At 61.5% G+C, this 18,299-nt stretch carries 25 protein-coding genes; 18 read left to right on the top strand and 7 right to left on the bottom strand.

What is annotated here, in order from left to right; genetic code table 11:
- Positions 1–115 precede the first annotated feature (115 nt).
- The 5 genes from ACW9HX_RS14110 (at position 116) to ACW9HX_RS14090 (ending at position 4,010) form a co-directional block, all read left to right on the top strand.
- Positions 116–688: a YqgE/AlgH family protein gene (locus tag ACW9HX_RS14110; RefSeq protein WP_457381071.1), complete on the top strand. Its 573-nt coding sequence runs from the start codon at positions 116–118 to the stop codon at positions 686–688.
- Positions 688–1,125, top strand: coding sequence for a Holliday junction resolvase RuvX (gene ruvX, locus ACW9HX_RS14105; protein WP_096817618.1), 438 nt, complete (start codon positions 688–690; stop codon positions 1,123–1,125). Before ACW9HX_RS14110 ends, ruvX begins: the two co-directional genes overlap by 1 nt.
- 81 nt (positions 1,126–1,206) lie before the next feature.
- A complete protein-coding gene (gene pyrR / locus ACW9HX_RS14100) occupies positions 1,207–1,710 on the top strand; it encodes a bifunctional pyr operon transcriptional regulator/uracil phosphoribosyltransferase PyrR (protein WP_457381070.1) in 504 nt (167 codons plus the stop codon).
- A gap of 27 nt (positions 1,711–1,737) precedes the next feature.
- Positions 1,738–2,742 (top strand): aspartate carbamoyltransferase catalytic subunit, encoded by a 1,005-nt coding sequence (locus ACW9HX_RS14095; RefSeq protein WP_095164512.1) that lies wholly within the window; start codon positions 1,738–1,740, stop codon positions 2,740–2,742.
- Positions 2,739–4,010, top strand: coding sequence for a dihydroorotase (locus ACW9HX_RS14090; protein WP_457381069.1), 1,272 nt, complete (start codon positions 2,739–2,741; stop codon positions 4,008–4,010). Before ACW9HX_RS14095 ends, ACW9HX_RS14090 begins: the two co-directional genes overlap by 4 nt.
- Positions 4,011–4,045: 35 nt before the next feature.
- On the opposite strand, the gene ACW9HX_RS14085 is transcribed toward ACW9HX_RS14090, so the two are convergent.
- Positions 4,046–4,480, bottom strand: a complete 435-nt coding sequence (locus tag ACW9HX_RS14085) for an NINE protein (RefSeq protein ID WP_457381068.1) — start codon at positions 4,478–4,480, stop codon at positions 4,046–4,048.
- Between the two features lie 248 nt (positions 4,481–4,728).
- Between ACW9HX_RS14085 and ACW9HX_RS14080 the strand changes: the two genes are divergently transcribed.
- Complete coding sequence (locus ACW9HX_RS14080) at positions 4,729–5,352, top strand: C40 family peptidase (protein ID WP_457381067.1); 624 nt, start codon at positions 4,729–4,731, stop codon at positions 5,350–5,352.
- Positions 5,353–5,484: 132 nt separating this feature from the next.
- Here the strand turns inward: ACW9HX_RS14080 and ACW9HX_RS14075 are convergent, their stop codons facing one another.
- Positions 5,485–6,519 carry a type IV pilus twitching motility protein PilT gene (locus tag ACW9HX_RS14075; protein ID WP_114886090.1) on the bottom strand — a complete coding sequence of 345 codons (1,035 nt, stop codon included), beginning with the start codon at positions 6,517–6,519 and terminating at the stop codon, positions 5,485–5,487.
- A gap of 56 nt (positions 6,520–6,575) precedes the next feature.
- On the opposite strand from ACW9HX_RS14075, the gene ACW9HX_RS14070 reads away from it, so the two are divergent.
- The 11 genes from ACW9HX_RS14070 to ACW9HX_RS14020 all read left to right on the top strand — a co-directional run bounded on the left by ACW9HX_RS14070 (position 6,576) and on the right by ACW9HX_RS14020 (position 14,203).
- Positions 6,576–7,262 (top strand): YggS family pyridoxal phosphate-dependent enzyme, encoded by a 687-nt coding sequence (locus tag ACW9HX_RS14070; protein WP_457381066.1) that lies wholly within the window; start codon positions 6,576–6,578, stop codon positions 7,260–7,262.
- 23 nt (positions 7,263–7,285) lie between these two features.
- On the top strand, positions 7,286–8,104 hold the full coding sequence (gene proC / locus ACW9HX_RS14065) for a pyrroline-5-carboxylate reductase (RefSeq protein ID WP_457381065.1): 819 nt from the start codon (positions 7,286–7,288) through the stop codon (positions 8,102–8,104).
- A 10-nt stretch (positions 8,105–8,114) separates the two neighbouring features.
- Positions 8,115–8,705 (top strand): YggT family protein, encoded by a 591-nt coding sequence (locus tag ACW9HX_RS14060; protein ID WP_096817605.1) that lies wholly within the window; start codon positions 8,115–8,117, stop codon positions 8,703–8,705.
- Positions 8,702–8,998 (top strand): DUF167 domain-containing protein, encoded by a 297-nt coding sequence (locus ACW9HX_RS14055; protein ID WP_457381064.1) that lies wholly within the window; start codon positions 8,702–8,704, stop codon positions 8,996–8,998. Before ACW9HX_RS14060 ends, ACW9HX_RS14055 begins: the two co-directional genes overlap by 4 nt.
- Before the next feature lie 256 nt (positions 8,999–9,254).
- Positions 9,255–10,394 carry a homoserine O-succinyltransferase MetX gene (gene metX / locus ACW9HX_RS14050; RefSeq protein WP_457381063.1) on the top strand — a complete coding sequence of 380 codons (1,140 nt, stop codon included), beginning with the start codon at positions 9,255–9,257 and terminating at the stop codon, positions 10,392–10,394.
- A gap of 7 nt (positions 10,395–10,401) precedes the next feature.
- Positions 10,402–11,022, top strand: a complete 621-nt coding sequence (gene metW, locus ACW9HX_RS14045; protein ID WP_457381062.1) for a methionine biosynthesis protein MetW — start codon at positions 10,402–10,404, stop codon at positions 11,020–11,022.
- A gap of 26 nt (positions 11,023–11,048) precedes the next feature.
- Positions 11,049–11,483: a DUF4426 domain-containing protein gene (locus ACW9HX_RS14040; RefSeq protein ID WP_457381061.1), complete on the top strand. Its 435-nt coding sequence runs from the start codon at positions 11,049–11,051 to the stop codon at positions 11,481–11,483.
- Positions 11,480–12,076: an RdgB/HAM1 family non-canonical purine NTP pyrophosphatase gene (gene rdgB, locus ACW9HX_RS14035; RefSeq protein WP_102619693.1), complete on the top strand. Its 597-nt coding sequence runs from the start codon at positions 11,480–11,482 to the stop codon at positions 12,074–12,076. The genes ACW9HX_RS14040 and rdgB overlap by 4 nt, the downstream gene beginning before the upstream one ends.
- Positions 12,073–13,278 carry a radical SAM family heme chaperone HemW gene (gene hemW, locus ACW9HX_RS14030; protein WP_457381060.1) on the top strand — a complete coding sequence of 402 codons (1,206 nt, stop codon included), beginning with the start codon at positions 12,073–12,075 and terminating at the stop codon, positions 13,276–13,278. The genes rdgB and hemW overlap by 4 nt, the downstream gene beginning before the upstream one ends.
- 20 nt (positions 13,279–13,298) lie before the next feature.
- A complete protein-coding gene (locus tag ACW9HX_RS14025) occupies positions 13,299–13,622 on the top strand; it encodes a DUF3392 domain-containing protein (protein WP_102619691.1) in 324 nt (107 codons plus the stop codon).
- 29 nt (positions 13,623–13,651) lie between these two features.
- Positions 13,652–14,203, top strand: a complete 552-nt coding sequence (locus ACW9HX_RS14020) for an RNA 2'-phosphotransferase (protein ID WP_457381059.1) — start codon at positions 13,652–13,654, stop codon at positions 14,201–14,203.
- Between the two features lie 60 nt (positions 14,204–14,263).
- Here ACW9HX_RS14020 and trmB read toward each other — a convergent pair whose 3' ends face one another.
- From trmB to ACW9HX_RS14000, 4 genes are all read right to left on the bottom strand, one after another.
- A complete protein-coding gene (trmB, locus tag ACW9HX_RS14015) occupies positions 14,264–14,989 on the bottom strand; it encodes a tRNA (guanosine(46)-N7)-methyltransferase TrmB (RefSeq protein WP_085646976.1) in 726 nt (241 codons plus the stop codon).
- 9 nt (positions 14,990–14,998) lie between these two features.
- A complete protein-coding gene (locus ACW9HX_RS14010) occupies positions 14,999–15,793 on the bottom strand; it encodes a thiazole synthase (protein WP_007953385.1) in 795 nt (264 codons plus the stop codon).
- A gap of 60 nt (positions 15,794–15,853) precedes the next feature.
- The gene (thiS, locus tag ACW9HX_RS14005) at positions 15,854–16,054 is read right to left on the bottom strand and encodes a sulfur carrier protein ThiS (RefSeq protein WP_007953386.1); all 201 of its coding nucleotides are present in this window, start codon (positions 16,052–16,054) and stop codon (positions 15,854–15,856) included.
- Between the two features lie 71 nt (positions 16,055–16,125).
- Positions 16,126–16,506 carry a DUF423 domain-containing protein gene (locus tag ACW9HX_RS14000; protein ID WP_457381058.1) on the bottom strand — a complete coding sequence of 127 codons (381 nt, stop codon included), beginning with the start codon at positions 16,504–16,506 and terminating at the stop codon, positions 16,126–16,128.
- Positions 16,507–16,580: 74 nt separating this feature from the next.
- Here ACW9HX_RS14000 and mtgA point away from each other — a divergent pair, with 74 nt between their 5' ends.
- Positions 16,581–17,303, top strand: coding sequence for a monofunctional biosynthetic peptidoglycan transglycosylase (mtgA, locus tag ACW9HX_RS13995; RefSeq protein WP_096817587.1), 723 nt, complete (start codon positions 16,581–16,583; stop codon positions 17,301–17,303).
- Between the two features lie 70 nt (positions 17,304–17,373).
- Here the strand turns inward: mtgA and rpoH are convergent, their stop codons facing one another.
- Positions 17,374–18,228: an RNA polymerase sigma factor RpoH gene (gene rpoH, locus ACW9HX_RS13990; protein WP_003229146.1), complete on the bottom strand. Its 855-nt coding sequence runs from the start codon at positions 18,226–18,228 to the stop codon at positions 17,374–17,376.
- Between the last annotated feature and the right edge of the window lie 71 nt (positions 18,229–18,299).

Below are 18,299 nucleotides of genomic sequence, written 5' to 3'. Positions count from 1 at the left end.
CATTTAGGTTGCCTGACCTGACGCCTTCGCGAGCAAGCCCGCTCCCACATTTGATCTACGTTGTTCTCTGATCCTCAGCTTGTCAGTTTGCCCCTTCGACGCCACACTACCGCACATGAAAAACGTCAGCCCCAGCTACCTCAAGCATCACTTCCTGATCGCCATGCCACACATGGCCGACCCGAACTTTGCCCACACCTTGACCTACATCGTCGAGCACACGGCCAATGGCGCCATGGGGCTGGTGGTCAACCGACCGCAAGAGCTGAATCTGGCCGACATCCTCGAGCAATTGCGCCCGGACATCGATCCGCCAGCGCTGTGCCAGCATGTGCCGATCTTCATCGGCGGCCCGGTGCAGACCGATCGCGGCTTTGTCCTGCACCCGGCGGGCAAGACCTTCCAGGCCACCGTCGAACTCGACGGCGAGCTGGCACTGTCCACCTCGCAAGACGTGCTGTTCGCCATCGCTGACGGCGTAGGCCCGGCGAAAAGCCTGATCGCCCTCGGTTACGCCGGTTGGGAAGCCGGACAACTGGAGGCTGAAATGGCCGACAACGCCTGGCTGACCTGCCCGTACGACGCCGACATCCTGTTCAACACCAGCAGCGAACTGCGCCTGGAAGCGGCGGCCAAGCATTTGGGGATCAACCTCAATCTGCTGACCAGCCAGGCAGGGCACGCCTGATGGCCCTGCGCCTGATCCTCGGCTTCGACTACGGCACCAAACAGATCGGCGTGGCGGTCGGCCAGGTGATTACCGGCCAGGCCCGCGAACTGTGCACCTTGAAGGCACAGAACGGTGTGCCGGACTGGAACCAGGTCGAAGCCCTTATAAAGGAATGGAAACCTGACGCCGTGGTGGTCGGCCTGCCGCTGAACATGGACGGCACACCCAGCGAGATGTGCCTGCGCGCCGAGAAGTTCGCCCGTCGCCTCAACGGCCGCTACAACCTGCCCTTCTACACCCACGACGAGCGCCTGACGACCTTCGAAGCCAAGGGCGAGCGACTGGTGCGCGGCGGGCAGAAAGGCAGTTACCGCGACAACCCGGTGGACGCCATCGCCGCCGCCCTGCTGCTGCAAGGCTGGCTTGACGAAAACACCGCACTATTTGAATCCTGACAAGCGCTACGGCGCTTTTCTTTTGGTTACAACCCGAGCTTCGATTCGCGAGAACCGGCTCGACCCCAAGAAGGAGCAACCATGAGCCTGCCCAATCCCGCCGATCTGATCAGCCAGATGGCGACCCGCCTCAAGGCGCACCTTGCCCAGCGTGATATCAGCGAACCGCGTTACATCGGCATCCGCACCGGCGGCGTCTGGGTCGCCCAGGCCCTGCTCGAAGAGCTGGGCAGCGATGCGCCACTGGGCACGCTGGATGTTTCCTTCTACCGCGACGACTTCAGCCAGAACGGCCTGCACCCGCAAGTGCGCCCGTCTGCCCTGCCCTTCGAAATCGAAGGCCAGCATCTGGTGCTGATCGACGACGTACTGATGAGCGGCCGCACCATCCGCGCCGCCATGAACGAACTGTTCGACTACGGCCGTCCGGCCAGCGTGACGCTGGTCTGCCTGCTGGACCTGGACGCCGGCGAACTGCCGATCCGCCCGAACGTCGTCGGCGCGACCCTGTCGCTGGCCGCCCACGAGCGGGTCAAGCTGTCCGGTCCGGAGCTGGCCCTCGAACTGCAAGACCTCGCCCTTTAATCCGCCCTATTGAGAGTCCCCTTCGCGATGACGCCTCTAGATACCAAGCGCCCGCTGCAGCTCAATGATCAGGGCCAGCTGCGCCACTTCCTCTCGCTCGACGGCCTGCGCCGCGAGTTGCTGACGGAAATCCTCGACACCGCCGACTCGTTCCTCGAAGTCGGCGCCCGGGCAGTCAAGAAGGTCCCGTTGCTGCGCGGCAAGACCGTGTGCAACGTGTTCTTCGAAAACTCCACCCGCACCCGCACCACTTTCGAACTGGCGGCCCAGCGGCTGTCGGCGGACGTGATCACCCTGAACGTGTCGACCTCGTCGGCCAGCAAGGGCGAAACCCTGCTCGACACCCTGCGCAACCTCGAAGCCATGGCCGCCGACATGTTCGTCGTGCGCCACGGTGACTCGGGCGCCGCGCACTTCATCGCCGAGCATGTCTGCCCGCAAGTGGCGATCATCAACGGCGGCGACGGCCGTCACGCCCACCCGACCCAGGGCATGCTCGACATGCTGACCATCCGTCGGCACAAGGGCAGTTTCGAAAACCTCTCGGTGGCCATCGTCGGCGACATCCTGCACTCGCGGGTGGCACGCTCGAACATGCTCGCCCTGAAGACCCTCGGCTGCCCGGACATCCGCGTGATCGCGCCGAAAACCCTGCTGCCGATCGGCATCGAGCAGTACGGCGTGAAGGTCTACACCGACATGACCGAAGGCCTGAAAGACGTCGACGTGGTGATCATGCTGCGCCTGCAGCGTGAGCGCATGACCGGCGGCCTGCTGCCGAGCGAAGGCGAGTTCTACCGCCTGTTCGGCCTGACCACCGCGCGCCTGGCCGGCGCCAAGCCCGATTGCATCGTCATGCACCCGGGGCCGATCAACCGTGGCGTGGAGATCGAGTCGGCGGTGGCCGACGGTCCGCACTCGGTGATCCTCAATCAAGTCACCTACGGCATTGCGATCCGTATGGCCGTGTTGTCGATGGCCATGAGCGGACAAACAGCGCAGCGTCAATTCGAGCAGGAGAACGCCCAGTGAAGCTCAGCATTCTCGGCGCCCGCGTCATCGATCCAAGCAGCGGCCTGGATCAAGTCACCGATATTCACGTTGAAGCCTGCAAGATCGTCGCCCTCGGCGCCGCACCGGCCGGTTTCACTGCCGTCGAAACCATCGACGCCCAAGGCCTTGTCGCCGCTCCCGGTCTCGTCGACCTCAACGTCGCCCTGCGCGAGCCGGGCTACAGCCGCAAAGGCACCATCGCCAGCGAAACCCGCGCTGCGGCGGCCGGTGGCGTGACCAGCCTGTGCTGCCCGCCGAAGACCAAACCGGTACTCGACACTTCCGCCGTGGCCGAACTGATCCTCGACCGCGCCCGCGAAGCCGGCAACACCAAGGTGTTCCCGATCGGCGCCCTGAGCAAAGGTCTGGACGGCGAACAGCTGGCCGAGCTGGTCGCCCTGCGCGACGCCGGTTGCGTGGCGTTCGGCAACGGTCTGGAAAGCTTCCGCAACACCCGCACGCTGTGCCGGGCGCTGGACTACGCGGCAACCTTCGACCTGACGGTAATTTTCAACTCGCAGGATCACGACCTGGCCGACGGCGGCCTGGCCCACGAAGGCGCCACCGCCAGCTTCCTCGGCCTGCCGGGCATCCCGGAAACAGCTGAAACCGTGGCTTTGGCCCGGGATCTGCTGCTGGTGGAGCAAACCGGCGTGCGCGCGCACTTCAGCCAGCTCACCAGCGCTCGCGGCGTGGCCTTGATCGCTCAGGCCCAGGCCCGTGGTTTGAAAGTCACGGCGGATGTCGCCCTGTATCAGCTGATCCTGACGGACGAAGCGCTGATCGACTTCAGCAGCCTGTATCACGTGCAACCGCCGCTGCGCACCCGCGCCGACCGCGATGGTCTGCGTGAAGCGGTGAAGTCCGGCGTGGTCTCGGCGATTTCCAGCCATCACCAGCCCCATGAGCGCGATGCGAAACTGGCACCGTTCGGTGCGACCGAGCCGGGCATCAGCAGCGTCGAGCTGTTACTGCCGCTGGCGATGACGCTGGTCGAAGATGGTCTGCTTGATCTGCCGACCCTGCTGGCGCGCCTGAGCGCCGGCCCGGCCGAGGCCCTGCGCCTGCCGGCGGGCAAACTGGCGGTGGGTGGTGCAGCGGATATCGTGCTGTTCGATCCGAAGGCCTCGACCGTGGCCGGCGAGACCTGGCTGTCGAAAGGCGAGAACTGCCCGTTCCTTGGCCATAGCCTGCCGAGTGTGGTGCGTTACACCCTGGTGGATGGCCGGATCAGCCATCAGGCATAAGAAAATGGCGAGGGAGCTTGCTCCCTCGCCATCACTTACTGAAATGCGCCGCGATTCTGCGCGTTACGCACCGAGACCTGGTCGTTCAGCGTCCAGAAGTCATACAGCACGCCAATAAAGAACAACCCGCCTGTCAGTAGGTACAACAGGCCGCTGATCCACTTGCCCTGGTACATCCGGTGCACGCCGAACACACCGAGGAACGTCAGCAGAATCCACGCCACGTTGTATTCGATCGGCCCCGCCGCAAATCGCAGGTCTGCTTCCCGATCCATCGCCGGGATCAGGAACACGTCGATCAGCCAGCCGATCCCCAGCAACCCGAAGGTGAAAAACCAGATCGTTCCGGTCACGGGCTTGCCGTAATAGAAGCGGTGAGATCCGGTAAAACCGAAGATCCACAGCAGGTAACCAATCACTTTGCTATGGGTGTCTTTTTCCTGCACGCGGGGCAGTTGATAGTGGTTCATGAAGACCTCGATTCACACGATAGATAAATATTCTTGAATTCTTTGTGACTTTTTTACAGGTTGCCGACGTACGGCAAATGCTACCTTGTGTTCCGTCAAAGCCTTATAGCACCTGACTTCTGTCCGACAATTGCGTCTATTTGCCGCTTGTTTGGTTCCGTTGCCCGCCTTTTGAATCGACCAACGGCCTCGGAAGGGACAAAAAAGCTGTTATAAAGTTGCGCGCTAACACATAAGAGCCCTGCCTAATGCGTCCATTTTTCAAGACATGGCTAACCATTTGCCTATTAATGCCACTGGCCGCCCACGCCACCAATCGTGAGCAACGTCTTCCCAACGTCAACGGCTTCACCCCTAAATCCCATGCCTCTGCTCCATCGAACAAAGGCAAGCAAACGAAACACACCACGCTCGCCAGCAAGGGTAACGGCAAGCTGGTTCCACCGATGGCCAACAAGGAAAGCAGCAAGGTCCTTAGCCGCGCGGTGAACGTCCTCGGTACACCTTACCGTTGGGGCGGCAGCAGCCCGAGTAAAGGCTTCGATTGCAGCGGCCTGGTGAAATACGCGTTCAACGACGCCACTTTCGACCTGCCCCGCACTTCGAACGCCATGGCCAGCGGTCATGGCGAGAAAGTCGAACGCAAGGATCTCAAGCCGGGCGACCTGATTTTCTTCAACATCAAGAGCCGTCGGGTCAATCACGTTGCCATCTACCTGGGCAACGACCGCTTCATCCACGCGCCGCGCCGTGGCAAAGCGGTGAGCATCGATACGCTGAACAAGCCGTATTGGGAACAGCATTACGTGGTTGCCAAGCGGGTGCTGCCTAAAGAACCGGGCAGCAAGCAGATGCGCGTGGTTCAGCGCTGATGTAACAGGTCCAGAATCTGCTTGATCAGTACTGCCCTCTTCGCGAGCAAGCCCGCTCCCACATTGAATCTGCGTCGTTCGCAAATCAAATGTGGGAGCGGGCTTGCTCGGGTAGCAACACCGAAATATCCCTCAGAAATTGTCCGGCGTCCGCGCCTTCTCCCGCGCATGTTCGCGACTGATCAAGCCCTTGGTCACCAGGTCTTTCAGGCACATGTCGAGTGTCTGCATCCCCAGCGACCCGCCGGTCTGAATCGCCGAATACATCTGCGCCACCTTGTCCTCGCGGATCAGGTTACGGATCGCCGATGTGCCCAGCATGATCTCGTGCGCCGCCACCCGCCCGCCGCCGATCTTCTTGATCAGCGTCTGCGACACCACGGCCAGCAGCGACTCGGACAGCATCGAACGCACCATGGATTTCTCGTCCCCCGGAAACACATCCACCACCCGGTCGATGGTCTTGGCCGCCGACGTGGTGTGCAGTGTGCCAAACACCAAGTGCCCGGTCTCAGCGGCGGTCAACGCCAGGCGGATGGTTTCCAGGTCGCGCATCTCGCCCACCAGGATCACGTCCGGATCCTCACGCAGCGCCGAACGCAGGGCCGTGGCGAAACTACGGGTATCGCGGTGGACTTCACGCTGATTGATCAGGCATTTGCGCGATTCGTGAACGAATTCGATGGGGTCTTCGATGGTCAGGATGTGGTGATGACGGTGGGTGTTGAGGTAATCGATCATCGCCGCCAGGGTGGTGGATTTGCCGGAACCGGTCGGCCCGGTCACCAGCACCAGCCCCCGTGGCGCATCGGTGATCTTGCGAAAGACATCGCCCATGGCGAGATCCTCCATGCTCAGCACTTTCGACGGAATCGTCCGGAATACCGCGCCGGCGCCACGGTTCTGATTGAAGGCATTGACCCGAAAGCGTGCAACCCCCGGCACCTCGAAGGAAAAGTCGGTTTCCAGATGTTTCTCGAACTCCACCCGCTGGGTGTCGTTCATGATGTCGTAGATCAGCTCATGCACCTGCTTGTGATCCAGCGCCGGCAGATTGATCCGCCGCACATCGCCATCCACGCGGATCATCGGCGGCAGGCCGGCCGACAGGTGCAGGTCGGAAGCGCCCTGTTTGGCGCTGAAGGCCAGCAGTTCAGTGATATCCATAGCGTCCCTCAATTCCAGTAGAATGCCGCGAACCTTCAGACCGCTGGCGCCTCTTGATGTCCACGATAGCAGACAACATCTCACTGGTTAGTTCGCGCATCCAGGCAGCGACCAAAGCCGCCGGCCGCGATGAAAACAGCGTCCAGCTGCTGGCTGTGAGCAAGACCAAACCCGCCGAAGCCCTGCGTGAAGCGTACGCCGCCGGCCTGCGCGACTTCGGCGAGAACTACCTGCAGGAAGCCCTGGGCAAACAGCTCGAACTGGCCGACCTGCCCTTGATCTGGCACTTCATCGGCCCCATTCAGTCGAACAAGACCCGCTCGATTGCCGAGCACTTCGCCTGGGTGCACTCCGTGGATCGTCTGAAAATCGCCCAACGCCTGTCCGAACAACGCCCGGCGGATCTGCCGCCACTGAACATCTGCATCCAGGTCAACGTCAGCGGTGAGGCCAGCAAGTCCGGCTGCACCCCGGCCGACCTGCCGGCGCTGGCCCAGGCCATCAACGCCCTGCCTCGCCTGAAACTGCGCGGGTTGATGGCGATTCCCGAGCCAACCGAGGATCGCGCCGAGCAAGACGCTGCATTCGCCGCCGTCCAGACGTTGCAGGCCAGCCTCGATCTGCCGCTCGACACACTTTCCATGGGCATGAGCCACGACCTCGAGTCGGCCATTGCCCAGGGCGCCACCTGGGTCCGTATCGGTACGGCCCTGTTTGGTGCTCGCGATTATTCCCAATCTTGAAATTTTCCAGATAAGGACCTGACATGAGCAACACGCGTATTGCCTTTATCGGTGCCGGCAACATGGCCGCCAGCCTGATCGGCGGCCTGCGGGCCAAGGGTCTGGAAGCCGCACACATCCGCGCCAGCGATCCGGGCGAAGAAACCCGCAACCGGGTCAGCGCCGAACACGGCATCGAAACCTTCGCCGACAACGCCCAGGCCATCGACGGTGTCGATGTTGTCGTGCTGGCGGTCAAACCTCAGGCCATGAAAGCCGTTTGCGAAGCAATCCGCCCGAGCCTGAAACCGAATCAACTGGTGGTGTCCATCGCCGCCGGCATCACCTGCGCCAGCATGACCGCATGGCTTGGCGAGCAGCCGATCGTGCGCTGCATGCCCAACACCCCGGCGCTGCTGCGTCAGGGTGTGAGCGGCTTGTACGCCACCGGCGAAGTGAGCGCCGAACAGCGCCAGCAGGCTGAAGAGCTGCTGTCCGCCGTGGGCATCGCCCTGTGGCTGAACGAAGAGCAGCAACTGGACGCGGTCACCGCCGTTTCCGGCTCCGGCCCGGCGTACTTCTTCCTGCTGATCGAAGCCATGACCGCCGCCGGCGTCAAACTCGGCCTGCCGAAGGAAACCGCCGAGCAACTGACCCTGCAGACTGCGCTGGGCGCCGCGCACATGGCGGTTTCCAGCGACGTAGACGCCGCCGAACTGCGCCGCCGCGTGACCTCGCCAGCGGGCACCACCGAAGCCGCAATCAAATCGTTCCAGGCCGGCGGCTTCGAAGCCCTGGTGGAAAAAGCACTCGGCGCCGCCGCGCACCGCTCGGCCGAGATGGCCGAACAACTGGGCAAATAAGGAGCCTTACATGATTGGATTGAACACCGCAGCGGTCTACGTGCTGCAAACCCTTGGCAGCCTGTACCTGCTGATCGTGCTGTTGCGCTTCGTCCTGCAACTGGTACGGGCGAATTTCTACAACCCGCTGTGCCAGTTCGTGGTCAAGGCCACCCAGCCGCTGCTCAAGCCACTGCGCCGGATCATCCCGAGCGTCTTCGGCCTCGACATGTCGTCGCTGGTACTGGCAATCCTCGTGCAACTGGCGCTGATGGCGCTGACCCTGCTGCTGACCTACGGCACCACCGGCAACCCGCTGCAGTTGTTCATCTGGTCGATCATCGGCGTGACCGCGCTGTTCCTGAAGATTTTCTTCTTCGCCCTGATCATCAGCGTGATCCTGTCGTGGGTCGCTCCGGGCAGCCATAACCCAGGCGCCGAACTGGTCAACCAGATCTGCGAACCGGCCCTGGCGCCGTTTCGCCGCTTCCTGCCGAGCATGGGTGGCCTGGACTTGTCGCCGATTTTCGCCTTCCTCGCGTTGAAGCTGATCGACATGCTGGTGATCAACAACCTCGCGGCGATGACGATGATGCCGGAAATCCTGCGCCTGTTGATGTGAGCTGGTTCCGTTGGGACGGTGATGACTTGATCCTTGAGTGTCACCTGCAACCGGCAGCCCGCAGCGATGATTTCGCCGGGCTGCACGGCGACCGCCTGAAGATCCGCCTGACCGCGCCGCCGGTCGAGGGCAAGGCCAATGCGTATCTGATGGGGTTTCTGGCCAAGGCTTTTGGGGTTTCCAAAAGTCAGGTCAGTTTGCTCAGTGGCGAGTTGAATCGGCAGAAGCGTGTGCGCATCCACGCCCCCAAAAAACTGCCGGATTTGCCGGGATTGGTTGCGCAATCGTCTTGATTCTTGTGTCGCCGCCCCCCTCATCGGAACGCCGCCCGCCCAGCCCTCTCCCCCAGGAGAGGGAGCCGATAATTGTTGTTTCCGAAACTTGAGTTCAACTCGAAAATATCAGGTCGATGCAGCTCGAAAGATCACCGCAGTCAGTCCCCTCTCCCTCCGGGCGGTCCGACGCTTCGGGAGGGTTAGGGTGAGGGCTGCTTGCCGCTAACCCCCATGCTCTTTAGACTTACGCCTCATTTCAACGAGAGCAGGGTCGATGCCAGCTGCCTTCCCCCCCGATTCTGTTGGTCTGGTGACGCCGCAAATGGCGCACTTCAGCGATCCGCTGGCCTTGGCCTGCGGCCGTTCGCTAGCCGCTTATGACCTGATCTACGAAACCTACGGCACGCTCAACGCGCAAGCGAGCAACGCCGTGTTGATCTGCCACGCCTTGTCCGGCCACCACCACGCCGCCGGCTACCATAGCGTCGACGACCGCAAGCCCGGTTGGTGGGACAGCTGCATCGGCCCCGGCAAACCGATCGACACCAACAAGTTCTTCGTGGTCAGCCTGAACAACCTCGGCGGTTGCAACGGCTCCACCGGCCCGAGCAGTATCAACCCGGAAACCGGCAAGCCATTCGGCGCCGACTTCCCGGTGCTGACCGTGGAAGACTGGGTCCACAGCCAGGCGCGCCTGGCCGACCTGCTCGGCATCGGCCAATGGGCCGCGGTGATCGGCGGCAGCCTGGGCGGCATGCAGGCGCTGCAATGGACCATCACTTACCCGGATCGCGTCCGCCACTGCCTGGCCATCGCCTCGGCCCCCAAGTTGTCGGCGCAGAACATCGCCTTCAACGAAGTGGCGCGCCAGGCGATTCTCACCGACCCGGAATTCCACGGCGGCTCGTTCCAGGAACAAGGTGTGATCCCCAAGCGCGGCCTGATGCTGGCACGAATGGTCGGGCACATTACCTACCTGTCCGACGACTCCATGGGCGAGAAATTCGGCCGTGGCCTGAAGAGCGAAAAGCTCAACTACGACTTCCACAGCGTCGAGTTCCAGGTCGAAAGCTACCTGCGCTATCAGGGCGAAGAGTTCTCCGGACGCTTCGATGCCAACACTTATCTGTTGATGACCAAGGCACTGGACTACTTCGATCCGGCGGCGAACTTCGACGATAACCTGGCGAAAACCTTCGAAGGCGCGAAAGCCAAGTTCTGCGTGATGTCGTTCACCACCGACTGGCGCTTCTCCCCGGCCCGCTCGCGGGAACTGGTGGACGCGCTGATGGCTGCGCGCAAGGACGTCAGCTATCTGGAAATCGATGCGCCCCAGGGCCACGACGCCTTCCTGATTCCGATCCCGCGCTATTTGCAGGCGTTCGGCAATTACATGAACCGAATCACGTTGTGAGAAAGCCATGAGAGCTGATCTGGAAATCATCCAGGAATGGATCCCCGCCGGCAGCCGCGTCCTCGACCTCGGTTGCGGCGACGGCGAACTGCTGACCTGGCTGCGCGACAACAAGAACGTCACCGGTTATGGCCTGGAAAACGACGCCGACAACATCGCCGAGTGCGTGGCCAAGGGCATCAACGTCATCGAGCAGGACCTGGACAAAGGCCTGGGCAACTTCGCCAGCAACAGTTTCGACATCGTGGTCATGACCCAGGCCCTGCAAGCCGTGCACTACCCGGACAAGATCCTCGACGAAATGCTGCGGGTCGGTCGCCAGTGCATCATCACCTTCCCCAACTTCGGTCACTGGCGCTGCCGCTGGTACCTGGCGAGCAAGGGCCGCATGCCGGTGTCCGAGTTCCTGCCGTACACCTGGTACAACACGCCGAACATCCACTTCTGCACCTTCGAAGACTTTGAAGAACTTTGTCGCGAACGTGATGCGAAGGTCATTGATCGGCTTGCCGTGGATCAACAGCACCGCCACGGGTGGGCCAGTAAGCTATGGCCTAATCTGTTAGGTGAGATCGGTATCTACCGCGTCAGCAGCCCGGGGCTGCAGGATCACAGAATCGCGGTCTGAACCACGACATTGCGAGGAGAACGAACATGGGACGCTTGATTACCGCGCTGCTGGCCGCCTGCCTGAGCCTTTCGGCCATGGCCGCCGACGCCATCAAGAGCGAACGCCAGGAAACCTTTGGCGACGTGACGGTGCACTACAACACCTTCAACTCGACGTACCTGCAACCGGACATCGCCAAGGCTGCCGAACTGATCCGCAGCAAGAACCAGGGCGTGATCAATGTCTCGGTGATCAAGGACGGCAAGCCGTTGATCGCCAACGTCACTGGCACGGTCAAGGATCTGACCAGCCAGACCGTGACCCTGAGTTTCCGCCAGGTCACCGAACAGGGCGCAATCTATTACATCGCCCAGTACCCGGTGGAACAGCAGGAAACCCGCACCTTTGAAATCAAGGTGCAGAACGGTGACAAGATCAACACTATCAATTTCAACCAAGAGCTTTTCCCCGGCGAATGATGAACCTCAAGCAACTCGTACTGGCCAGCCATAACGCCGGCAAACTCAAGGAACTCCAGGCCATGCTCGGCGAATCGGTGCAACTGCGCTCGATTGGCGAGTTCAGCAGCGTGGAGCCGGAAGAAACCGGCCTGTCGTTCGTCGAGAACGCAATCCTCAAGGCCCGCAACGCCGCGCGCATCTCCGGGCTGCCGGCGCTGGCCGACGATTCGGGCCTGGCGGTGGATTTCCTCGGCGGTGCGCCGGGCATCTACTCGGCGCGCTACGCCGACGGCAAGGGCGACGCGGCGAACAATGCCAAACTGCTCGACGCCTTGAAAGATGTGCCTGAAGCCGAGCGCGGCGCACAGTTCGTCTGCGTGCTGGCGCTGGTGCGTCACGCCGACGATCCGCTGCCGATCCTGTGCGAAGGCCTCTGGCACGGGCGCATCCTGACCGCCGCCAGTGGCGAGCACGGTTTCGGCTACGACCCGTTGTTCTGGGTCCCGGAGCGTAACGTGTCCAGCGCCGAGCTGAGCCCGAGCGACAAGAACCAGATCAGCCACCGCGCCCGTGCAATGGATCTGCTGCGCCTGCGCCTGGGCTTGAAATGACCCGTGATTCTTCTGCGTCGCCACTGATCGTCGGTGGCGCCGCCTCCTCGCCTCGGGCGCCGTTGCCGACGCTGCCGCCCCTGGCGCTGTACATCCACATCCCGTGGTGTGTGCGCAAATGTCCGTATTGCGACTTCAACTCCCACACCGCCAGCCCGGTGCTGCCGGAGCAGGAATACGTCGACGCAATGCTGGCCGACCTCGATCTGGATCTGCACGCGGTGTACGGCCGTGAGTTGAGTTCGATCTTCTTTGGCGGCGGCACACCGAGCCTGTTCAGTGCCGAAGCCCTCGGCCGCTTGCTGGAAGGTGTGAAACAACGCATTCCGTTTGCCGATGACATCGAAATCACTTTGGAAGCCAACCCTGGGACTTTCGAGCAAGAGAAGTTCGTCGCCTATCGCAAACTGGGGATCAATCGCCTGTCGATCGGCATCCAGAGCTTCCAGCAGGAAAAGCTCAAGGCCCTCGGCCGCATCCACAACGGCGACGAAGCTATCCGCGCCGCCGGCATGGCGCGCCAGGCCGGGTTCGATAACTTCAACCTCGACCTGATGCACGGATTACCGGACCAGTCGCTGGACGATGCCCTGAGTGATCTGCGCCAGGCGATCGAACTGAAGCCTACGCATATTTCCTGGTATCAGCTGACGCTGGAGCCAAACACCGTGTTCTGGAACCAGCCGCCGGTGCTGCCGGAAGACGACACGCTGTGGGACATTCAAGAGGCCGGACAGGCGCTGCTGGCCGAACACGGTTACGCGCAATACGAAGTCTCCGCCTATGCCCAACCGGGTCGCCCGGCGCGGCATAACCTCAATTACTGGAGTTTCGGCGATTTCATCGGCATCGGTGCCGGCGCCCACGGCAAGCTCAGTCACCCGGACGGGCGCATCGTGCGGACCTGGAAGACGCGCTTGCCGAAGGACTACCTCAACCCGGCAAAAAGCTTCCAGGCCGGCGAGAAAGCCCTGACCAACGACGAGATGCCGTTCGAGTTCCTGATGAACGCCCTGCGCCTCACCGCCGGCGTCGAATCGCGCCTGTATCCCGAGCGTACTGGCCTGCCGCTGGAGAGCCTCGACGAACACCGCCGCGATGCCGAACAAAGCGGTCTGTTGCAGGTCGAACCGTCACGTCTGGCGGCCACCGAACGCGGACAACTCTTTCTCAATGACTTGCTGCAGAAATTTCTGAGCTGATTAGCTCCCGGGGAAACCGCATGGATTTGATTCTCGACCTGCTCGCCACCGTATCCCGCTGGAGTCGCAGCAACCTTTCGGAAATCGCCCTGGCACTGGTGGGCTGTCTGCTGGTGCTGTTCGGCGCCGACTTCAAGGCCTGGGTCGACCAACGTCTCGGCAGCATCGCCGGCGCCCTGCGCGTCCCGCTGATGGCCCTGCTGTGCCTGATCGGCAGCGGCGCGGCGCTGATCTATGCCACGCCTTGGGTGGTGAAGGGGCTGAGCCAGTTCAACAACTACAGCCTGGCGCCGGTGTTGTTGGTGGTGCTCGTTTTGATCGGCGTAGTTGCCGACCGCCGCTGACCGCGCATTGAAAACTGACAGGGAAGTTCATGAACAAGAAACTGCTGGACGAAACAAGCAAATTTCTCAGCTTCGTGCTGCGCCATGAGCCACAGGCGATTGGTCTGACGCTGGACTCTGAAGGCTGGGCAGACATCGACGCCTTGATCGGTGGCGCAGCGCGCGACGGCAGAACGCTGGATCGCACGCTGATCGAAAACGTCGTGGCCAGCAGTGACAAGAAGCGCTTTTCGATCTCCGCCGACGGTCAGTCGATTCGTGCGGTTCAGGGACACTCGACGAAAAGCGTGGAGTTGCAGTTCGAAGAAAAACAGCCTCCGGAAACGCTCTATCACGGTACGGCGACGCGCTTCATGGACTCGATCAACGAGCAGGGATTGATCCCGGGATCACGCCATCACGTGCATCTGTCCCAGGAAACCGCCACCGCTTCGGCAGTTGGGCAACGTTATGGAACGGTCGTGATTCTGCAGGTCGCCGCGCGACAGATGCAGGAACAGGGTTTCAAGTTCTATCAGGCCGACAATGGTGTCTGGCTGACTGAGCGGGTTCCGGCGGAATTCCTTTCTACGATGCAATGACCGAGTACTGCTAAAACAACTGTGGGAGCCAATGGCTCCCACAGTTTTATTGCATAAGGCTTAAGCGAGCTTTTCGAACTTCAGATCCCACACGCCATGCCCAAGACGTTCGCCGCGGCGTTCGAACTTGGTGATCGGGCGCTCGGCCGGGCGTGGCACGCATTTGCCGTCTTCGGCCAGGTTGCGATAACCCGGAGCGACGTTCATCACTTCCAGCATGTATTCGGCGTACGGTTCCCAGTCGGTGGCCATGTGCAGAATGCCGCCAACCTTCAGCTTGCTGCGCACCAGTTCAGCGAAGGACGCCTGAACGATACGGCGCTTGTGGTGACGGCTTTTGTGCCACGGATCCGGGAAGAACAGCATCAGGCGATCGAGGCTGTTGTCGGCGATGCAGCGATTGAGTACTTCGATCGCGTCGCAATCGTAGACCCGCAGGTTGGTCAGGCCCTGAGTCAGCACGCCGTTGAGCAGCGCGCCGACACCCGGACGGTGGACCTCGACACCGATGAAATCCTGTTCCGGCGCAGCGGCTGCCATTTCCAGCAGCGAGTGGCCCATGCCGAAACCGATCTCCAGCGAACGCGGCGCGGAACGGCCGAACACCTGGTCGTAATCCACAGGCGCGTCGGCCAGCGGCAGGACGAACTTTGGCGCGCCCTGATCCAGGCCGCGTTGCTGGCCTTCGGTCATGCGCCCGGCGCGCATCACGAAACTCTTGATGCGGCGGTGTTGGCGCTCGTCGCCTTCTTCCGTCTGGATTGGCGTGTCGTTCGATTCAGTCATCAATAGCTCTTACTTGATCAGACCATCCAGCGGCGAAGAGGCGCTGGCATAGAGTTTTTTCGGCATGCGGCCGGCGAGGTAGGCCAGGCGGCCCGCGACGATCGCGTGTTTCATGGCTTCAGCCATCATGATCGGCTGCTGGGCGTGGGCGATGGCCGAGTTCATCAGCACGGCGTCACAGCCCAGTTCCATGGAGATGGTGGCGTCGGAAGCGGTACCGACACCGGCATCCACCAGCACCGGAATCTTGGCTTCTTCAAGGATGATCTGCAGGTTGTACGGGTTGCAGATCCCCAGGCCCGAACCGATCAGACCGGCCAGCGGCATCACTGCGATGCAGCCGATTTCCGCCAGTTGTCGGGCGATGATCGGGTCGTCGCTGGTGTAGACCATCACGTCGAAGCCTTCCTTGACCAGCACTTCGGCGGCCTTGAGGGTTTCGATCACGTTGGGGAACAGGGTTTTCTGGTCGGCCAGCACTTCCAGCTTCACCAAGTTGTGGCCATCGAGCAGCTCACGGGCCAGGCGGCAGGTGCGCACAGCCTCGACAGCGTCGTAGCAGCCAGCGGTGTTCGGCAGGAAGGTGTAACGATCCGGCGACAGCACTTCAAGCAGGTTCGGCTCGCCTTCGATCTGGCCCAGGTTGGTGCGGCGCACGGCGAAGGTGACAATCTCGGCACCCGAGGCTTCGATGGCCAGACGGGTTTCTTCCATGTCACGGTACTTGCCGGTACCGACCAGCAAACGCGACTGGTAAGTACGACCGGCCAGAACGAAAGGCTTGTCGCTACGAACGATGCTCATGGGAAATCCTCTGTTGGGGTGAGGGTCTTGCAGAATTCTCGGCCCATGCAGGCCAGACAACTAGCCGCCGCCGATGGCGTGCACGACTTCGACGTTGTCGCCGTCATTGAGCGTGGTGTCGGCATGCTGGCTGCGCGGGACGATATCCAGATTGAGCTCGACCGCGACGCGGCGTCCGGTCAGGTCCAGACGGGTCAGCAGGGCCGCAACGGTTTCACCGTCGGGCAGTTCAAAGGATTCACCGTTCAACTGAATGCGCATGCGCAACGCCGCCATCATTTTTAGGGGGTGGCATTCTAGCCCGATCATGACCTAAAGGTCAGCACCAAGCGTCAAGCGGTTGGCTGCAGGCGCCAGGCGGCAAGCCCGAGGCACAGCCAGCCAATCAGGAACGCCAGGCCGCCGAACGGAGTGATGATGCCGAGCTTGCCGATGCCGACGGTTGTCAGCAGGTACAGGCTGCCGGAGAACAGCAGGATACCGACGCTGAACGAGATGCCGGCCCAGGCCACCAGACGCCCCTGAAGCTGCGTGGCCAGCAGCGCAACGCCGAACAGCGCCAGCGCATGCACCAGTTGATAGGTGACGCCGGTGTGGAAGATCGCGAGATACTCAGGGGTCAGGCGGTTTTTCAGGCCATGGGCGGCGAATGCGCCGAGGCCGACACCGGTGAAACCAAAGAAGGCAGCCAGCATCAGAAAGCTACGCAGCATGTATAACTCCAGTCAGACTCGATCGGCAGGGTCTGTATAATGGCCCGCTCAACCGGTTCGGCCAAGCCATCTCTATGCTGCGTTTATTTCTCCGTCGTTTCACGAAGGCCCTGCTCTGGTTCGCGGGCGGCAGCGTATTGCTGGTGTTGGTGTTTCGCTTCGTGCCGCCACCGGGCACGGCGCTGATGGTCGAGCGCAAGATCGAATCCTGGGTCGACGGCGAGCCGATCGATCTGCAGCGAACCTGGAAGCCGTGGGACGAGATCTCCGATGACCTGAAGGTCGCGGTGATTGCCGGCGAAGACCAGAAATTCCCGGAGCACTGGGGTTTTGACCTGAGTGCAATCAAGGCCGCACTGGCTCACAACGAACTCGGCGGCTCGATCCGCGGCGCCAGCACCTTGAGCCAGCAAGTGTCGAAGAACCTGTTTTTGTGGTCGGGCCGCAGCTATCTGCGCAAGGGCCTGGAAGCGTGGTTTACCGCATTGATCGAAGTGTTCTGGCCCAAGCAGCGGATTCTTGAGGTGTACCTGAACAGCGTCGAGTGGGATGACGGCGTGTTTGGTGCCGAAGCAGCGGCAAGGCACCACTTTGGCGTAGGCGCCAAGTCATTATCCCGACAACAGGCGAGCTATCTGGCAGCCGTATTGCCTAATCCCCGGGTCTGGAGCGCCAGCCACCCGACATCCTATGTTTCACGCCGGGCGGGGTGGATTCGCCAGCAAATGAGCCAGCTGGGTGGCGACAGCTATTTGCTGACACTCAATGATTCGCGGCGGGCACCCTGGGCCCAATGACTTTCTGAAGCGCAAACAAAAACGCCCCGATCATCACTGATCGGGGCGTTTTTTATTGCCGGACTACCGGTTACGCGGCAATCGACAACTTGAGCTTGTTCATCGCACTCTTCTCGAGCTGACGGATCCGCTCGGCCGACACGTTGTACTTCTGCGCCAGGTCGTGCAGCGTGGCTTTCTCTTCTGCCAGCCAGCGCTGGTAGAGGATGTCACGGCTGCGTTCGTCCAGTACTTCCAGCGCTTCGTGCAGGTTGTGATTGGAGTTGTCGCTCCAGTCGGCATCTTCCAGTTGACGCGCCGGGTCGTACCGGTGGTCTTCCAGGTAGTTGGCCGGCGACTGGAAAGCACTGTCGTCGTCGGCTTCGGCAGCCGGGTCGAAGGCCATGTCATGACCGGTCAGGCGACTTTCCATCTCACGCACTTCACGCGGCTCGACGCCGAGGCTTTCCGCCACACGGTGGACTTCCTCGTTGTTCAGCCAGGCCAGACGTTTCTTCTGACTGCGCAGGTTGAAGAACAGCTTGCGCTGGGCCTTGGTGGTCGCGACTTTCACGATCCGCCAGTTACGCAGGATGAACTCGTGAATCTCGGCCTTGATCCAGTGCACCGCGAAGGACACCAGACGCACGCCCATTTCCGGGTTGAAACGCTTCACGGCCTTCATCAGGCCGACGTTGCCTTCCTGGATCAGGTCAGCCTGAGCCAGGCCATAGCCGGAATAGCTACGGGCAATGTGTACGACAAATCGCAGGTGGGCGAGCACCATCTGCCGAGCCGCCCCCAAATCCTGCTCATAGTAGAGACTCTCGGCCAGTTCACGCTCCTGCTCCGGCGTCAGCAATGGAATGCTGTTGACGGTGTGTACATAGGCTTCCAGGTTTGCGCCCGGAACCAATGCATACGCAGGTTGCAAAGAATTGGTCATACGAAAAAACCTCCGACTTACATACTCGCGCCTTTCGGCACTGCGAAAAATTGACCGGGAACTCAGGTACA

Source organism: Pseudomonas sp. SDO52101_S400 (assembly GCF_054071635.1).
The sequence above is the reverse complement of the archived record's forward strand: the minus strand, read 5'-3'. Positions and strand labels throughout refer to the sequence as shown.

Excerpts from the sequence above, each read along its gene's own strand:
- ACW9HX_RS14110 (WP_457381071.1), top strand. The coding sequence starts at position 116 with ATGAAAAACGTCAGCCCCAGCTACCTCAAGCATCACTTCCTGATCGCC.
- ruvX (WP_096817618.1), top strand. The coding sequence starts at position 688 with ATGGCCCTGCGCCTGATCCTCGGCTTCGACTACGGCACCAAACAGATC.
- pyrR (WP_457381070.1), top strand. The coding sequence starts at position 1,207 with ATGAGCCTGCCCAATCCCGCCGATCTGATCAGCCAGATGGCGACCCGC.
- ACW9HX_RS14095 (WP_095164512.1), top strand. The coding sequence starts at position 1,738 with ATGACGCCTCTAGATACCAAGCGCCCGCTGCAGCTCAATGATCAGGGC.
- ACW9HX_RS14085 (WP_457381068.1), bottom strand. The coding sequence starts at position 4,480 with ATGAACCACTATCAACTGCCCCGCGTGCAGGAAAAAGACACCCATAGC.
- ACW9HX_RS14080 (WP_457381067.1), top strand. The coding sequence starts at position 4,729 with ATGCGTCCATTTTTCAAGACATGGCTAACCATTTGCCTATTAATGCCA.
- ACW9HX_RS14075 (WP_114886090.1), bottom strand. The coding sequence starts at position 6,519 with ATGGATATCACTGAACTGCTGGCCTTCAGCGCCAAACAGGGCGCTTCC.
- ACW9HX_RS14070 (WP_457381066.1), top strand. The coding sequence starts at position 6,576 with ATGTCCACGATAGCAGACAACATCTCACTGGTTAGTTCGCGCATCCAG.
- proC (WP_457381065.1), top strand. The coding sequence starts at position 7,286 with ATGAGCAACACGCGTATTGCCTTTATCGGTGCCGGCAACATGGCCGCC.
- ACW9HX_RS14060 (WP_096817605.1), top strand. The coding sequence starts at position 8,115 with ATGATTGGATTGAACACCGCAGCGGTCTACGTGCTGCAAACCCTTGGC.
- metX (WP_457381063.1), top strand. The coding sequence starts at position 9,255 with ATGCCAGCTGCCTTCCCCCCCGATTCTGTTGGTCTGGTGACGCCGCAA.
- metW (WP_457381062.1), top strand. The coding sequence starts at position 10,402 with ATGAGAGCTGATCTGGAAATCATCCAGGAATGGATCCCCGCCGGCAGC.
- ACW9HX_RS14040 (WP_457381061.1), top strand. The coding sequence starts at position 11,049 with ATGGGACGCTTGATTACCGCGCTGCTGGCCGCCTGCCTGAGCCTTTCG.
- rdgB (WP_102619693.1), top strand. The coding sequence starts at position 11,480 with ATGATGAACCTCAAGCAACTCGTACTGGCCAGCCATAACGCCGGCAAA.
- hemW (WP_457381060.1), top strand. The coding sequence starts at position 12,073 with ATGACCCGTGATTCTTCTGCGTCGCCACTGATCGTCGGTGGCGCCGCC.
- ACW9HX_RS14025 (WP_102619691.1), top strand. The coding sequence starts at position 13,299 with ATGGATTTGATTCTCGACCTGCTCGCCACCGTATCCCGCTGGAGTCGC.
- ACW9HX_RS14020 (WP_457381059.1), top strand. The coding sequence starts at position 13,652 with ATGAACAAGAAACTGCTGGACGAAACAAGCAAATTTCTCAGCTTCGTG.
- trmB (WP_085646976.1), bottom strand. The coding sequence starts at position 14,989 with ATGACTGAATCGAACGACACGCCAATCCAGACGGAAGAAGGCGACGAG.
- ACW9HX_RS14010 (WP_007953385.1), bottom strand. The coding sequence starts at position 15,793 with ATGAGCATCGTTCGTAGCGACAAGCCTTTCGTTCTGGCCGGTCGTACT.
- thiS (WP_007953386.1), bottom strand. The coding sequence starts at position 16,054 with ATGCGCATTCAGTTGAACGGTGAATCCTTTGAACTGCCCGACGGTGAA.
- ACW9HX_RS14000 (WP_457381058.1), bottom strand. The coding sequence starts at position 16,506 with ATGCTGCGTAGCTTTCTGATGCTGGCTGCCTTCTTTGGTTTCACCGGT.
- mtgA (WP_096817587.1), top strand. The coding sequence starts at position 16,581 with ATGCTGCGTTTATTTCTCCGTCGTTTCACGAAGGCCCTGCTCTGGTTC.
- rpoH (WP_003229146.1), bottom strand. The coding sequence starts at position 18,228 with ATGACCAATTCTTTGCAACCTGCGTATGCATTGGTTCCGGGCGCAAAC.